The sequence below is a fragment of the Saccharothrix obliqua genome, assembly GCF_019375475.1.
Classification (GTDB): Bacteria; Actinomycetota; Actinomycetes; order Mycobacteriales; family Pseudonocardiaceae; genus Actinosynnema; species Actinosynnema obliqua.
This window is the reverse complement of record NZ_JAHXGQ010000001.1, coordinates 1,196,436-1,212,208: the sequence shown is the minus strand read 5'-3', so window position 1 is coordinate 1,212,208 and position 15,773 is coordinate 1,196,436. Positions and strand designations below refer to the sequence as shown.

Here is a 15,773-nt window from a genome sequence, read left to right as displayed (position 1 = left end):
CCCTCACCGCCAATCACCGACGAGCACGAACGCCGCCCAATGGTAGGGATGCGCGAAGGGGCGCGCGGCGTAGTCCACGGGCGGTACCGATTCGGCTTTCACCACCAGCGCGGCACGCAGCCGGGCGGCCCGGGACCGCAGCCGCCGCGCCGGGTCGCCACGCGCTCCCGCGAGCACCGGCCCGACCTCCCCGCACGTCACCAACGCCGCGGCCACGTCGCCCGCGCCCGCCTCCGCGCCCGCCCGGTCGAGCAGCAGCCCGGCCACCGCGACCGGGTCGTCGGCGTGCGCCAGGCGTGCCTCGCAGTACGCCACCACACCCCGCGCGGTGGTCGCCGCGAGCGCCGACTGCGCGTCGCGCAACGCGACCGCGAGGTCCGCACCGCCACGCACCCGCGCGTAGAAGTCGGTCATCAGCAACGCCGTCGACAGGTGGTCCACCACCCACAGGCTCATCACCAGCGAGGGCACGCCCGCGTGCAGCACGGCCCGGACCAGGCCGGTCGACTCGTCGCCCGCGCGGGTGGCGCTCAACGTCACCAGGTTCGCGACCGGGCCGAGCCGGTCGAGGTCGTCGGCGCCCAACTCGCGCCCGTCGGCGAACCGGCCGCGGCACGCCAGGTGCACCAGGTCCGGCCCGGGTCCGGCGACGGCGGCCAGCAACCCCTCCCGGGACGCCGCCGCGCCCACCGCGGGCCGCGCGCCGAACAACGCCGCCACGAGACCCGCCTCGTACCGGGCGTGGGTGTGGTCGTCGTGCGGGTCGCCGAACACCACCGCGCTCCGCCACCGCCGGTCCGGCGCCTGTCGCCGGCACCGCAGCGACGACGCGCTCGGCACGTGGCACACCGGGTTGCGCGCCGACATCAACGCGTGCAGCGGAACGCGGTGCAACGGCCCGTGCGGCACGAGCAGCACGACGTCACCGGGCGCGCAGTGCTCGGCGATCGGCTCCACCAACGCGCCGAACGCCTCCGCGAACCCGACGTCGTCCATGGCCCGCACCGGGCCGTCGAAGAAGCGCCCGACGAGGTCGGCGAGGTCGGCGGCGGCCAGGTCCCACGCGTACACCTCGGGTACCGGGTCGTCCGGCGTCATCACGAACAACAGCGTCCGGTCCTCGGCGACGAAGAACTCCGCCAGCACGCAGTGGCCGTCCTCGGCGAGCAACGCGTGGATCTCCGCGCCCGACAACGTCGACACGGGCTCCCCGCCCGCCACCCGCCGCGACGCCCGGAACCGCTCGACCAGTTCCAGCGCCGCCGTGTGGTGGTCCTCCGCCAACGCCATCGCGACCGCTTCCGCGTACGCGGCCTGGAAATGCGCGTCGGGGCCGGGGGTGTCGGGCACCGGGTCCGCCGTGCCCGGCCGCCGCGCCGCCGGCAGCGCGTGGCCGAGCGCCGCGCGCACCGCCGCGTGACCGGGGTGGCGGTCGGCGAGCCGGGTGAGCGCGCGCACGGCGGCTTCGGCGTCGCCGTCCCGCGTGGCGAGGGCGTCCAGGTCGGCGATCGCGTCGTCCAGCCGCCCGGCCGCCTCGAACGCGGCGGCCCGCGCCAGCCGGGCCGAGGCGGACGCGTGCCGGTCGAGCTGCGCGCCGAAGTGGTGGGCGGCGGCGGTGAAATCGCCCTCCGCGAAGGCGATCTCGCCGAGCACGGCGTGTGCCGCGCCCGCGGCCGGCGGGTCGGCGGTGGCGGCGACGGCCAGCGCGGCGGTCCGCGCCTCGGCGGCGCGACCGGCGTCCAGCAGCACGTGCAGGCGCGTGATCCGGGCGTGGTCGGCGAGGTCCCGCGCCGCGCCCGCGTGCTCCACCACGGCGTCCAGGTCCGCCAACGCCGCGTCCGGCCGACCCGCGGCGATCAGCAGCCGGGCGCGGGCGTACCGGTAGTGGAGGTCGTCGGGCCGGCGGGCGATGGCGTCGCCGACGACGGCCAACGCCTCGTCCACGCGGCCCAGGGCGTGCAGTGCGCGACCCAGGTCCATCAACGCGCCGGGTCCGGGCGCGAGTTCGGTGAGGCGCGTGAACGCGCGGGCCGCCTCCTCGTGGTGCTCCTGCCGGGCCGCGGCGTGGCCGAGGAGGTGCCACGCCGTCGGGGCGTCCGGGAACGCCTCCGCCATCCGGTGGGCCAACGCCTCGGTCTCGACCAGTTTCCCGTGCCGGTGGTGCAGCAGGTCGGCGACGGCGGCCAGCACGTCGTGCACGGCGTCCGGCCGCGGCCCGGCCACCTCGAACCCGTCACCGCGGACACACCCGTTGTGCGGCAACAGGTCCAGGACCAGCTCGGCGTCACGCGCGGCGGCGTCCGCCCGGTCGGCCCGCACGTGCAACGCGGCCAGCCGCAGTGCCGCGCCGAGTTCCGCCGGGCGCGCGCCGGCCCGCTTCGCCAGCAACCGCAACGCCTCCCACGGCCCGGTCCGCTCGGCGGGCGGCAGCACGTCCTCGGTGAGGTCGTCCAGCTCACCGGTCAGGACCATCGCCCACGCCAGGGCGTCGTGGTCGCCGCGCCCGGCCCGGAGACGTGCTTCGACCAGTGCCCCGCCGACGATCAGCACGGCCTGGTCGTGGTTCCCCGCGGCGAGCGCCTGCCGCGCGCTCTCCAGGCGATCGGCGAACATGGGACCTCCGACGGGTGGTCGTCGCCCGTTGGTCGCCCACGGCCCGCAAGCCGTTACGCCTCAGTCGATCCGCTCGTACGCGGGGAGGGTCAGGAAGTCCACGAACTCGTCGGCCAGCGCGACTTGCTCGAACAGCTCGCACGCGAGGTCCAGGTGTTCGCCCGACAACGCCGCGCGGGTGTCCCGCAGCACGGAGCGGACCAGGTCGGCGGTGACCGGCGTGCCGTCCTCCAGCACGACGCCGTTGCGCACCCACTGCCACACCTGGGAGCGGGAGATCTCGGCGGTCGCGGCGTCCTCCATGAGGTCGTGGATCGCCGCCGCGCCGTTGCCGCCCAACCACGACAGCAGGTACCGCACGCCGACGTCCACCGCGCTCACCAGGCCCGCGCGCGTGACGCGACCGCCCGCCGACCCGAAGTCCAGCAACTGCTCGGCGGTCACCCGCACGTCCGCGCGCGTCACCCCGAGCTGGTTGGGCTCCGCGCCCAACCGCTCGTCGAAGACCTCCCGGCACACCGGCACCAGGTCCGGGTGGGCCACCCAGCTGCCGTCGAAGCCGTCGCCCGCCTCGCGGCGCTTGTCGTCGCGGACCTTGGCGAGCGCCCGTCGCGTGACCTCCGGGTTCCGCCGGTTGGGGATGAACGCCGCCATGCCGCCCATCGCGAACGCGCCGCGCTTGTGGCACGTGTGCACCAGCAGATCGGTGTAAGCACGCATGAACGGCGCCGTCATGGTCACGCTGTCGCGGTCCGGCAGCACGTGCTCCGGCCCGCGATCGCGGAAGTGCTTGACGATGCTGAACAAGTAGTCCCACCGGCCCGCGTTCAGACCCGAGGCGTGGTCGCGCAGCTCGTAGAGGATTTCTTCCATCTCGAACGCGGCGGGGATCGTCTCGATGAGGACGGTGGCGCGGATCGTGCCGTGCGGCACGCCGAGCCGTTCCTGGGCGTGGGTGAAGACGTCGTTCCAGAGCCGGGCTTCGAGGTGGCTCTCCAGCTTCGGCAGGTAGTAGTACGGCCGGCCGAGCGCGCCGTTGTGGAAGAAGTGCAGGCCGAAGTCGACCAACGCGCCCACGGCGGGCCGTCCGTCGATCTCGACGTGGCGCTCGGGCAGGTGCCAGCCACGCGGGCGGACCACGATGGTCGGGCGCTCGCCGTCGGTGAGCGCGTAGTGCCTGCCCTCGGGCGAGCGGTACTCGACCACGCCGCGTGCGGCGTCGCGGAGGTTCACCTGGCCGGCGACGACGTTGCGCCAGTGCGGCGTGTTCGCGTCCTCCAGGTCCGCCAGCCACACCTTCGCGCCCGAGTTGAGGGCGTTGACCGTCATCTTGCGCTCGGTCGGCCCGGTGATCTCGACGCGGCGGTCGCGCAGCGGCTCCGGCGCCTCGGCGACCCGCCAGTCGCCCTCGCGCACGGCGCGGGTCTCCGGCAGGAAACCCGGCGGCCGGCGCTCGGCCCGACGCGCGAGCAGGTCGTCGCGGGTGGCGGCGAAGGCGCGGTGCAGGTCGGCGACGAACGCCAGCGCCTCCGGCGTCAACACCTCCGCCCCGCGCTCCACATCGCCACCGAGCACGCGGACACCGGTCATGGGAACCCACCCTCCCTTGCGGCGACTTCTACCTAGCGGACTATAGTTTCCGCTGCGCGGAACGGCAAAGGGGTGGTCGGGATGGCACGGGAGTCCACGGGCGTGCAGTCCCTGCAACGCGCCTTCGGCCTGCTGGAGAGCCTGGCCGACGCGGGCGGCGAGGCGGGTCTGTCCGAGCTGGCCGCCACCACCGGCCTGCCGCTGCCGACCATCCACCGGCTCATCCGCACCCTCGTCACGCTCGGGTACGTGCGGCAGAACAGCAACCGCCGCTACGCGCTCGGCTCGCGCCTGATCAGGCTCGGCGACGGGGCGTCCCGGCAGTTCGGCACGTGGGCGCGGCCGTTCCTGGCACGCCTGGTGGACCAGGTGGGCGAGACCGCGAACCTGGCCGTGCTGGACGGCGACGAGGTGGTCTACGTGGCGCAGGTGCCGTCACGGCACTCCATGCGCATGTTCACCGAAGTCGGCAGACGGGTGCTCCCGCACGGCACGGGCGTGGGCAAGGCGATCCTGGCGCAACTGCCGCGTGACGACGTGCGGGCGCTGCTCCGGCGCACCGGGCTGCCCCCGTTCACCGCCAACACCATCACCGACGCCGCCGAGCTGCTGGCGGCGCTGGACCGGATCGCCGCGCGGGGTTACGCGCTGGACGAGAGCGAGCAGGAACTCGGCGTGCGGTGCGTCGCCGCGCCGCTGACCGGCGGGCCCGCACCGGCGGCGGTGTCGGTGTCCGGGCCGGAGGGCAGGCTCACGCCGGAGACCGTCGAGCGGATCGTCCCCGAGGTGCTGGCCGCCGCGCGGGAGCTGTCCGCGCACGCCGCTTCGGCGTGACGCACCCGGCCCGACCGCCCGTGCGCGGGCACGCGATGATCTCCGCCGTGGGAACGACGCATGAAGGGCGCACGCTGACCCTGCACTGGGACGACCGGCAGGTGGTCGGCAGGTGGAGCGACGGCGCCGAACTCGACCCCGTGCCGACCGCCGAGCCGGCGGACCGCGTGCGGTGGCTGGTGGAGCTGATCTCCGACTACCGCCGGGCCTACCCCGGCGCGCGGGTGCGGGCGACCAACCGCGCCGGGTGGCGGGAACCGGCCCGCGGCGTGGTGCGCCGGGCGACGCCCCGGCGGCAGCCGCCGCCCGCACCGCCCGCCCACGTCGTGTGGTCGGCCCTGCCGCCGCTGCACTACCACGTGACGCCCGAGTTCGGGCAGGTCAAGGAGTGCTGGCACCGCTGCTCCCCCTGACCGGGGTGCTCAGCCGAGCAGGGCGTCCACGAACGCCTCGGGCTCGAACGGCGCCAGGTGGTCCGCGCCCTCGCCCAGCCCGACCAGCTTCACCGGCACGCCCAGCTCGCGCTGGACCTGGAACACGATGCCGCCCTTGGCGGTGCCGTCCAGCTTGGTCAGCACGATCCCGGTCACGTCCACCACCTCGGCGAACACGCGCGCCTGGGTCAGGCCGTTCTGGCCCGTGGTGGCGTCCAGGACGAGCAGCACCTCGTCCACCGCGGCCTGCTTCTCCACGACCCGCTTGACCTTGCCCAGCTCGTCCATCAGGCCGGTCTTGGTGTGCAGCCGGCCCGCCGTGTCGACCAGCACCGTGTCGACGCCCGCCGCGACACCGCTCTTCACGGCCTCGAACGCGACCGACGCCGGGTCCGCGCCCTCCGCGCCGCGCACGGTGGTCGCGCCGACGCGCGAGCCCCACGTCTCCAGTTGGTCGGCCGCCGCGGCGCGGAACGTGTCCGCCGCGCCCAGCAGCACGGTGCGGCCGTCGGCCACCAGCACCCGGGCGAGCTTGCCCGTGGTGGTCGTCTTGCCGACGCCGTTGACGCCGACGACCAGCACCACGGCCGGCTTGCCGCCGTGCGGCACGGCGTGCACGGCGCGGTCCATCTCCGGGTGCAGCGCCTCGACCAGGACCTCCTTCAGCAGCGACCGCGCGTCGTCGGCCGAGCGGATGCCCCGCGCCGCGATCCGCTCCCGCAGGGCGGTCACGACCTGGTCGGTGACCGCCGCGCCGAGGTCCGCCAGCAGCAGCGTGTCCTCGACGTCGGTCCACGAGTCCTCGTCCAGGTCGCCCGCGCCGAGCAGCCCCAGCAGCCCCTGGCCGAAGGTCGACCGCGACCGGGCGAGCTTGCCCCGCAGCCGCTCCAACCGGCCCGTCGTGGGCTCGATCTCCTCGATCTCCGAGGACTCCTCGGGCAGCGGCACGTCCACGAACCCGCGCTTGACGGAGTCCCTGGGCACGGCGGCGTCGTCACCGACACCGGGCTGGCCGTCCACCTCGGTCCGGTCCGCGACCGGGTGGCGGACGGGCTCGGGCTCGGGCTTCACCGTCGGCTCGGGCTTCGCGGTCGGCTCGGGCTTGGCCGTCGGTTCAGGCGTCGGCTCAGGAGTCGGCTCGACCGGCGTCGGCGCGGCCTCGGGCTCGGCGGTCGGCTTCGGCTCGGCCTTCGGCTCGACCACCTCCGGCTTCGGGGCCGCGACGCCGCCGTCCACCGGTTCCGCCGGGCGCGTCGGCGGTGCGAAGGTGACCCCGCCCCCCGCCTGGTAGCCCTTGGGCTTCTCGATCCCTTCCCGCTCGGGTTCGGTCAGGCTGATGCGCCTGCGCTTGCTGAGCACGACGCCCGCGACGAGGGCGACCGCGAGCAGCGCCGCGACGACGACGACGATCCAGATCAAGAGCGTGGTGGACACCGCGCAATCCTCCCACGCCCCGACCGGTGACCCTCCAACGAACCAGGTCGACATCCGGCAACTTCTCAACAGAGACCCTTGCGCCTGCGGGCAGTGTGGAATAGGACACAGTGCGTGAGGGTGATCGGGCTCATCTCCGGCACGTCCATGGACGCCGTCGACGTGGCCGTCGGCGACTTCGAGCTGCACGACGGCGTCATCGTCCTGACGCCGGTGACGCACACCGAGGTCCCGTTCCCCCCGGACCTCCGCGAACCACCCACCTCCCCGGCCGCCCTGTGCGTGCTGGACACCCGCCTGGGGCAGCTGTTCGCCGAAGCCGCCCGGCCGCACGCCGCCGACCTGGTCGCCTCGCTGGGCCAGACCGCTCACCACCACGTCGAGGACGGCCGCTGCCTCGGCACCCTGCAACTCGGCCAGCCGGCCTGGATCGCCGAGGCGACCGGACTGCCGGTGGTCGCCGACTTCCGGGTCCGCGACGTCGCCGCCGGCGGGCACGGCGCGCCGCTCGCGAGCACCCTCGACGCGCTCTGGCTGGCCGGGCTGCCCGAACCGGGCACCGTCGCGCTCAACATCGGCGGCATCGCCAACATCACCCGAAGAACACCCGACCGTGTGATCGCCTACGACACCGGTCCGGGCAACGCGCTCATGGACGCCGCGATGACCGCCCTGTCCAACGGGCTGCGCACCCACGACACCGACGGGGAGTTCGCCGCCCGTGGCCGCGTCCACGCCGAACTCCTCGACCGCCTGCTGGCCGACCCGTACTACGCGCGGCCCGCGCCGAAGTCCACCGGCAAGGAGCACTTCAACCGCGCCTACCTCGACCGCGTCGCGGACGGGCTGGTGCTGCCCGCCGAAGACCTCCTCGCCACCCTCGTCGAACTCACCGCGCGCACCATCGCGGCCGAGTGCGCCGACGCGCCCGCCGTGCTCGGCTCCGGCGGCGGGATGCGCAACCCCGTCCTGGTGGACGCCCTGCGGACCAGGGTGAACCTGCGCACCAGCGACGAGCACGGCCTGCCCGCCGACGCCAAGGAGGGCTACCTCGCGGCCCTGCTCGGCTTCCTGGCCTGGCACGGGCTGCCCGCGAACGTGCCCACCGCGACCGGCGCGTCCGGTCCGCGACTGCTCGGTTCGCTCACGCCCGGCCGAGGCCCCCTGCGCCTGCCCGACCCTGCGGACACCCCTGTCACCGGGCTCAGAATCGGAGGAGACCGTGCGCGCACCTGATGTCGCCATCATCGTGGTTTTCCTGGTGGGAATGCCGTTGCTGGGGGTGTGGATCGGCGGCCGGCAGCGGTCCGCCGCGGACTACTTCGTCAGCGAGCGGCGCATCTCGTGGTGGGTCGTGTGCGTGTCCGTGGTGTCCGCCGAGACGTCGACGCTGACCGTGCTGTCCGTGCCGACCGTCGCGTACGGCGGGACGATGACGTTCCTGTCGCTGGCCGTCGGCTACCTGCTCGGCCGGATCGTGGTGTCGTTCGTGCTGCTGCCCAAGTACATCGCGGGGAACCTGGTCACCGCGTACGGGTTCCTCGGCACGCGGTTCGGCGACGGGCTCCGGAGCACCGCGTCCGTCACGTTCCTGGTGACCCGGCTGCTCGCGGACGGCCTGCGGCTGTTCGCCACCGCGATCCCGGTGAAGGTGGTGCTGGCCGCGTACGGCGTGGACGCCTCCTACTGGGCGATCATCGTCGTCCTCGGCCTCGCCATGGTCGTGTACAGCTTCCTGGGCGGTGTTCGCGCGGTCGTGTGGGTCGACGCCATCCAGATGCTCTGGTACGTGCTCGGCGCGGCGGTCGTGATCGTCGTGCTGGCCGGGCGGCTGCCGACGGGCTGGTTCTCCTCCGCCGCCGACGCCGGGAAGTTCCAGTTCTTGGACCTCGCCGCGAGCCCGTTCACGTCGCCCTACGCCATCGCCACCGCGTTCATCGGCGGTGCGGTGCTGTCCATGGCCTCGCACGGCGCGGATCAGCTGATCGTGCAACGGTTGATGGCCACCCGCGACGTGCGCGCGGCGCAGAAGGCGTTGATCGCCAGCGGCGTGGTGGTGTTCCTCCAGTTCGCCCTGTTCCTGTTCATCGGCGTGATGCTCTGGGCGTTCTACGGCGGTCTCGACCCGGTCAAGGGGCTCGGGCTGGCCAACGGCGACGAGTTGTTCGCCGGTTTCATCGTGCGGGACATGCCGTCCGGGCTGTCCGGCTTCGTGATCGCCGGCATCCTCGCCGCCGCGCTCAGCTCCTCGCTCGGCGCGCTCGCGTCGTCCACCGTCACGGACGTCTACCAACGCGTGGTGCGCCGTCCGCTGTCGGAGCGCGAGGTGTTGCGGCAGGGGCGCGTCTGGACGGTCGTGTGGGCCGGCCTGCTGATCGTGTGCGCCGGGTTGTTCGCGTCGTTGGCCAAGCGCGGCAACCCGATCGTCGAGCAGGGGTTGTCGATCGCCGGGTTCACCTACGGCGCGCTGCTCGGCGCGTTCCTCCTGGGCCTGCTGTTCCGGCGCGCGGCGCAAGCGGACGCGGTGGTGGCGTTCGTGGTGACCGTGGCGGTCATGGCGTTCGTGATCCTCGGTGTGAAGTTCGCGGGCACTTCGCCCGTGCTCGACTTCTCCACCACGACGAGCGCGAAACCGCTCGCCTATCCGTGGTACACCCCGTTGGGCGTGTTGGTGACGCTGGTCGTCGGCGGCCTGCTCTCGTTGCGGCACAAGGGACGCGTGTCACCGGAGCAGACCGCCGCGACCCCTTGACTCACGCCGCGCGACCGGCCCGGTACGCCACCAGCTCCAGGTGCAGCCGGAAGCCCAGCCGGTCGAACATCCGCCGCGAGGAGGCGTTGCCGACCAGGATCGACGCGGCGGCCTGCGGTCGCGCGCCGAACCGCTCGGCGAGCTTCCAGACCAGTTCGGTGACCAGCGCGGCGCCCACCCCGGCGCCGCGCACATCGGGCTCCACGGCGACGAAGTCCACGTAGAACTCACCGGGCTCGGCCTTGCCGGCGGCGTACCCGAGGACGCGCTCGCCGTCCATCGCCACCACCACGGTGTGACCGCGGCTCTCGTCCACCAGCTGTCGCCCGGACAGGTAGGTCTTGGGGAAGCAGCGCTCGTGCAGCACGGCCACGGCCTGGTGCACCGAGGCGTCGGTCGGCAGCACCCGCATCTCCCGCGCCGGGCCGGTGCGCGGACAGCCCGCGTCACGCAGCAGGAGGTTGCGCAGCCCGTCACCCGCCAAGACGTGGATGCCGCTCGCCCGTCCCGCCGTGAACCCGTGCCGCTGGGCGAACGCGGCGAGGCGGCGGTGCTCGGTGTGGCCGTAGACCTCGCGGTCGGCGATGTCGCGCAGCAGCGGCTCGGCCCGCGCGTACAGCGCATCGGCCGTCTGGTCCCAGATCCGGCTGCCCGCCGGGTGGTTCACCGGTACGTCCACGAACGGGCCGTGCAGGAACACGCGGCGCAGCTCGGTGTCCACCTCCACGCTGAGCACACCGCACAGGCGGCCCGAGTCGTCGGTGGCGACGACCGTGCACGACGGCCAGTCGGGTTCGAATTCGGCCAGTTCCTCGGTCAGCTCGCCGAGCGTCTCACCTAGGTAGCCGATGTGGTGCGCGGTGTCGGCTTGGAGCCGGACGAGCAGCGCCAGCACGGCGTCGAGGTCGTCCTGGCCGGCGAAACGGATGTCATACATGTCCGGAATAGTCACTCGCGGCGGGGTTGAACGCGAGGGAGTTTTCCACCCGCCCGGCCGGCACCACCCGGACTCGTTACCGCAGGCCCACCCCACCGCACACCCCGATCACGGCCCGCAGCCACCCGTTCACCGCCCGCCGATCCACCACACCACACCGCCCGCCGCCGCCCCCCGCCGATCCACCACCTCGCACCGCCCGCCGCACCGCGCCCGCCGACCCACCGCCGCACCCGCGCCCCACCCGCGCCGCCGCGACCGCCGACCCACCGCACCCCTCGCACCACACCGCCCAGCGCGCCCGCCGATCCCGCACCCCCCGCCGCGGATCACCCGTGCCCGCAACGCCAACCGCCCGCTCCGCACAGCGATCACCAGGTCACCGCCACCGTCCGGCGTGGCCGACGCGACGCCGCACCGCACACCCGAACAGCGCACCATCTCTTGCCGCACGACCTGGGGTGGTGGACCCTCAAAGGGTGAGTGAGGAAACGATCCAACTCGAACTCAACGACAGCGGGGTGGCGGTAGACCTGCCGATGCCTGCCAACCAGCGGGACCACGTGCAAGACGTCCCCTACCGGCCGGTGGAGTTCCGGGACGACGACCTGCCCAGCGCGCTCGAACGAGCATCGTCCTGGCTGCGGCAGACCCAGGACTGGCTGGGCGAGCCGGTCGACGTGATCGCGGTCCACCTGGACTACGACGACACCCAGGGTTCGCCCTACTACAACCTCAAGCTGCTGTGCAACGACGAGGATCTCGCCGGCGTGCCCCGCGTCGTGCGTGAGCACACGGTTACCCGCCAGTAGCGTACCGTCTGGGGTATGCCCCCAGGTGTGCCAGACCGCGTGTACCCGCCGGTGATCGCCGCGGCCAAGCTCATGTTCCGCGTGCTCGACCTCCGCATCACGGTGGACGGAGCACGGCACGTGCCGGCCACCGGCGGGGCGGTCCTGGCCGCCAACCACGTCAGCTACCTCGACTTCATCTTCGCCGGTCTCGCGGCGCAGCCGTCCCGTCGCCTGGTGCGGTTCATGGCCAAGCACGAGGTGTTCGAGCACCGCGTGTCCGGTCCCCTGATGCGTGGGATGCACCACATCCCCGTGAACCGGGCCGCCGGTCAGGACTCGTACCGGCAGGCGCTGGCGGCGCTGCGGGCCGGCGAAGTGGTCGGGATCTTCCCCGAAGCGACGATCAGCCGGTCGTTCACCGTGAAGGACGTCAAGAGCGGCGCGGTGCGCCTCGCCGCCGAGGCGGGCGTGCCCCTGCTGCCCACCGCCATCTGGGGCACGCAGCGGCTGTGGACCAAGGGCCGGCCCAAGCACCTCACGCAACGCCACGTGCCGGTGACGATCGTCGTCGGCGAACCCGTCGCGCCCACCACCGAGCACGACCTGCGCACGCGGATGCAGGAACTGCTGGACCAGGCGCAGGAGCGCTACCCGGACCCCGGCGAGGGCCGGTGGTGGCAGCCCGCCCACCGGGGTGGTCTCGCGCCGACCCCCGAGGAGGCCGCCGAGCTGGACGCCCGGCGTTAATCCCCGACCGGGGCCTTCGGCTTCAGCTCCTCCCGACCACGCAGGCGCTGCGAGATGACCTGGCTGATGCCGTCACCACGCATCGAGACGCCGTACAACGCGTCGGCGATCTCCATCGTCGGCTTCTGGTGGGTGATGATCAGCAGCTGCGAACGCTCGCGCAGCTGCTCGAACAGGCCGATCAGCCGGTGCAGGTTGGTGTCGTCCAACGCCGCCTCGACCTCGTCCATCACGTAGAACGGCGAGGGCCGCGCCCGGAAGATCGCCACCAGCATCGCCACCGCCGCCAACGACTTCTCCCCGCCCGACAGCAGGGACAGCCGCTTGACCTTCTTGCCCGGCGGACGTGCCTCCAGCTCGATGCCCGTGGTCAGCATGTCGTCGGGCTCGGTCAGCACCAACCGGCCCTCACCGCCCGGGAACAACACCTTGAACACGACCTCGAACTCACGCGCCACGTCCTCGTAGGCCGACGTGAAGACCTCCAGGATCTTGTCGTCGACCTCCTTCACCACGGTCAGCAGGTCGCGGCGGGTGGCCTTGATGTCCTCCAGCTGGTTGGACAGGAACTTGTACCGCTCCTCCAGCGCCGCGAACTCCTCCAGCGCCAACGGGTTCACCTTGCCCAGCAGGGAGAGGTCGCGCTCGGCGCGCTTGGCCCGCCGCGCCTGGGTGTCCCGGTCGAACGGGATCGGCTGCGGCGGCGTGACGGCCTCGCCCCGCTCCTTCGCCGCCTCGTACTCGGCGACCTCCTGCGTCGACGGCGGGATCGGCACGTCCGGGCCGTACTCGGCGACCAGGTCCTCCAGGCCGATGCCGAACTCCTCGGCGACCTTGGTCTCCAACTGCTCGATGCGCAGCCGCTGCTCGGCACGCAGCACCTCGTCCCGGTGCACGGCGTCGGTCAGCTTCTCCAGCTCCACCGACATCTCCCGCACCAGGCCGCGTACCTGCGCCAGGAACGTCTCGCGCTGCGCCTTGCGCTCCTGGGCGGCGTCGCGCTCCCGCGCCGCACGCGCCAGCGACACCGCGATCCGCTCCAACGCGGTCTCGCCGCCACGCACCACGGCCTTCGCCACGACCGCGCCACGCGCGCGGGCGGCGTGGGCCCGCCGCGCGCGCTCCCTGGCCTCCCGCTCGGCACGCGCCGCCCGCCGCAGGCCGTCCGCCTTGCCCTGCAACGCCCGCGCGCGCTCCTCGGCGGTGCGCAGGTGCAGCCGGGCGTCCACCTCGCCCTGCCTGGCCGCGGCCAGCTCGGCGGCGGCCTCGTCGCGCTGGGCCGTGTCGGGCTCGTCGTCCAGCGGCTGCTCCTCGGCGACCAGCAGCCGTTCCTCCAGCTCGCCGAGCTTGAGCAGGTTCTCCTCGCGGGACGCCTCGACCTTCGCCCGCTGGGCACGTGCCCGCTCCGCCTCCGCCTCCGCGGACCGCACGGCCGCCGCGAGCCGGTTCAGCCGCTCCGACGACCGGGCACGCCGCACCTTGGCCTCGTTGAGCTGCTCCTTGAGCGCGTTGACCTCGGCACGCCGCGCCTGCTGCTCGGCACGCGCGCCCGCCAGCGCCGCGGTCGACTGCTCCAGGGCGCGCTCGGCGAGCGCCAACGCCTCGGACGCCTCGTCGACGGCCGCCTGCACCTCGATCACGCTCTGGCTGCGGCCGGTGCCGCCGGCCGCCCAGTCCACGCCGAAGACGTCGCCGTCACGGGTCACCGCGCGCACCCGCGGGTCCGCCTCGACCAGCGACCACGCCGCGGGCATGTCGTCCACCACGGCCAGCCGGTCCAGCGCCCGGTCCAGCGCGGGACGCAACGCCTCGGGCGCGCGCACCAGCTCGACCGCCCACCGCGCGCCCGGCGGCAGGGCGGGCCACCCGGTCCGGTCCACCCGCCCCGGTCCGCCGACCAGCAACCCGGCCCGGCCCGCGTCCTGCTCCTTGAGCAGCTCCAGCGCGGCCAGCGCGTCCGCGCCGGACGACACCGCGACGGCGTCGGCGACCGGCCCGAGCGCGGCGGCCAGCGCCACCTCCTGCCCGGGCTCGACGGTGAGCAGCGCGGCCACCGAGCCGAGCAGGCCGGGCAGCCGGGACGCGAGCAACGCGCCCGCGCCGTCCTTGCGGGTCAGGCCCAGCGACAACGCGTCGACCCGCGCCTGCCACGACGCGATGTCGCGCTCGGCGGCGCGCTCGGCCTTCACCAGCTCCTCGACCCGGCCGCGGGCCGCCGCGTCGGCCTCCGCCGCCTGCCGGTGCCGCTCCTCGACGCCCGCGTCGTCCTCGTCCTCGGCACCGGTGGCCTCGCGTGCCTCGGCCAGCTCCTCCGCCGCCGCCTCGGCCCGCTGCACGGCCTCGGCGAGCACGGCCGACATCCGCTCGATCTCCTCGCCGGTCGCGGAGGTCTTCGAGCGCAACGCCTCCACCTGGCCGGACAACCGGGCCAGGCCCTCACGCCGGTCGGCGATGGCCCGCACGGCGGCCAGGTGCGCCTTCTCCGCCGCCTGCACCACGCGCTCCAGCTCGGCCCGCGTCTCGACGGCCTCGGCGAGACCGACGCGGGCCTCCGTCACGCCCTCCTGGAGTTCCTGCTCCAGCAGCGCCGTCTGCTCGGCCTCCGCCTCCAGCTCGTCCGGGTCGCGCCCGCCGCGTGGCGCGTCCACCACCGCCGACAGGTGCCGCTCGCGCTCCGCGGCCAGCCGCACCGTGCCACGCAGCCGCTCCTCCAGCGCGGACAGCCGGTACCAGGTGTCCTGGGCGCGCTGGAGCCTCGGCGCGTCGGCCGCGACCTGGTCCTCCAGCTCGTTCTGCTGCACCTGGGCCTGTTGCAGCGCCTGCTCCACCTCGGTGCGGCGGGCACGCGCGGCGGCCTCGTCCTGCTCCTCGCGGGCCAGCGCGGCGCGGCGCGTGACCAGGTCGTCGGCCAGCAGGCGCATCCGCGCGTCCCGCAGTTCGGACTGCACGACCTGCGCGCGGCGCGCGATCTCCGCCTGCTTGCCCAGCGGCTTGAGCTGGCGGCGCAGCTCGGCGGTCAGGTCGGTGAGGCGGGTCAGGTTGGCCTGCATCGCCTCCAGCTTCCGCAGCGCCTTCTCCTTGCGCTTGCGGTGCTTGAGGACGCCCGCGGCCTCCTCGACGAACGCCCGGCGCTCCTCCGGTTTCGACTCCAGGATCGCGGAGAGCTGGCCCTGGCCGACGATCACGTGCATCTCGCGGCCGATGCCGGAGTCCGACAGCAGCTCCTGGATGTCCATCAGGCGGCAGGAGCTGCCGTTGATCTCGTACTCGGTCGCGCCCTCGCGGAACATCCGGCGGGTGATCGACACCTCGGTGTACTCGATCGGCAGCACGCCGTCGGAGTTGTCGATGGTCAGCGTCACCTCGGCCCGACCGAGCGGCGCGCGGCCGGACGTGCCGGCGAAGATCACGTCCTCCATCTTGCCGCCGCGCAGGTCCTTCGCGCCCTGCGTGCCCATCACCCAGCGGAGCGCGTCGAGGACGTTGGACTTGCCGGACCCGTTCGGCCCGACGACGCAGGTGATGCCGGGTTCGAAGCGCAGCGTGGTAGCCGAGGCGAAGGACTTGAAACCCTTCAGCGTCAGGCTCTTGAGGTGCACCGGGGCAGAGTACCCGCGGGGGTGCCGCGAACGGCGGCA

11 protein-coding genes are annotated in these 15,773 nt (G+C 73.8%); 6 read left to right on the top strand and 5 right to left on the bottom strand.

Translation table 11 applies throughout. The features are described 5' to 3' along the window. Window positions 1-3 precede the first annotated feature (3 nt). Both KZQ38_RS05805 and aceB read right to left on the bottom strand, forming a co-directional pair. Entirely contained in the window at window positions 4-2,613 is a 2,610-nt protein-coding gene (locus KZQ38_RS05805; RefSeq protein ID WP_219439090.1) for a CHAT domain-containing protein, read from the bottom strand. A gap of 60 nt (window positions 2,614-2,673) precedes the next feature. Next, window positions 2,674-4,203, bottom strand: a complete 1,530-nt coding sequence (aceB, locus tag KZQ38_RS05800) for a malate synthase A (protein ID WP_219439088.1) — start codon at window positions 4,201-4,203, stop codon at window positions 2,674-2,676. Window positions 4,204-4,284: 81 nt separating this feature from the next. Here aceB and KZQ38_RS05795 point away from each other — a divergent pair, with 81 nt between their 5' ends. After that, window positions 4,285-5,037 (top strand): IclR family transcriptional regulator, encoded by a 753-nt coding sequence (locus tag KZQ38_RS05795; protein WP_219439086.1) that lies wholly within the window; start codon window positions 4,285-4,287, stop codon window positions 5,035-5,037. A gap of 47 nt (window positions 5,038-5,084) precedes the next feature. After that, entirely contained in the window at window positions 5,085-5,450 is a 366-nt protein-coding gene (locus KZQ38_RS05790) for a hypothetical protein (RefSeq protein ID WP_219439084.1), read from the top strand. A gap of 9 nt (window positions 5,451-5,459) precedes the next feature. Here KZQ38_RS05790 and ftsY read toward each other — a convergent pair whose 3' ends face one another. Then, window positions 5,460-6,905 (bottom strand): signal recognition particle-docking protein FtsY, encoded by a 1,446-nt coding sequence (ftsY, locus tag KZQ38_RS05785; protein ID WP_219439082.1) that lies wholly within the window; start codon window positions 6,903-6,905, stop codon window positions 5,460-5,462. Window positions 6,906-7,019: 114 nt separating this feature from the next. Between ftsY and KZQ38_RS05780 the strand changes: the two genes are divergently transcribed. Continuing rightward, the gene (locus KZQ38_RS05780; RefSeq protein WP_219439080.1) at window positions 7,020-8,141 is read left to right on the top strand and encodes an anhydro-N-acetylmuramic acid kinase; all 1,122 of its coding nucleotides are present in this window, start codon (window positions 7,020-7,022) and stop codon (window positions 8,139-8,141) included. Next, on the top strand, window positions 8,128-9,657 hold the full coding sequence (locus tag KZQ38_RS05775) for a sodium:solute symporter (protein ID WP_219439078.1): 1,530 nt from the start codon (window positions 8,128-8,130) through the stop codon (window positions 9,655-9,657). The genes KZQ38_RS05780 and KZQ38_RS05775 overlap by 14 nt, the downstream gene beginning before the upstream one ends. 1 nt (window position 9,658) lies before the next feature. On the opposite strand, the gene KZQ38_RS05770 is transcribed toward KZQ38_RS05775, so the two are convergent. After that, the gene (locus KZQ38_RS05770; RefSeq protein WP_219439076.1) at window positions 9,659-10,594 is read right to left on the bottom strand and encodes a GNAT family N-acetyltransferase; all 936 of its coding nucleotides are present in this window, start codon (window positions 10,592-10,594) and stop codon (window positions 9,659-9,661) included. Between the two features lie 479 nt (window positions 10,595-11,073). Between KZQ38_RS05770 and KZQ38_RS05765 the strand changes: the two genes are divergently transcribed. Together KZQ38_RS05765 and KZQ38_RS05760 are read left to right on the top strand one after the other, a co-directional pair. Next, complete coding sequence (locus KZQ38_RS05765) at window positions 11,074-11,406, top strand: hypothetical protein (RefSeq protein ID WP_219439074.1); 333 nt, start codon at window positions 11,074-11,076, stop codon at window positions 11,404-11,406. Window positions 11,407-11,433: 27 nt separating this feature from the next. Then, complete coding sequence (locus tag KZQ38_RS05760; protein WP_219439072.1) at window positions 11,434-12,135, top strand: lysophospholipid acyltransferase family protein; 702 nt, start codon at window positions 11,434-11,436, stop codon at window positions 12,133-12,135. On the opposite strand, the gene smc is transcribed toward KZQ38_RS05760, so the two are convergent. Beyond that, complete coding sequence (smc, locus tag KZQ38_RS05755; protein WP_219439070.1) at window positions 12,132-15,734, bottom strand: chromosome segregation protein SMC; 3,603 nt, start codon at window positions 15,732-15,734, stop codon at window positions 12,132-12,134. The genes KZQ38_RS05760 and smc overlap by 4 nt on opposite strands. Window positions 15,735-15,773: the final 39 nt, after the last annotated feature.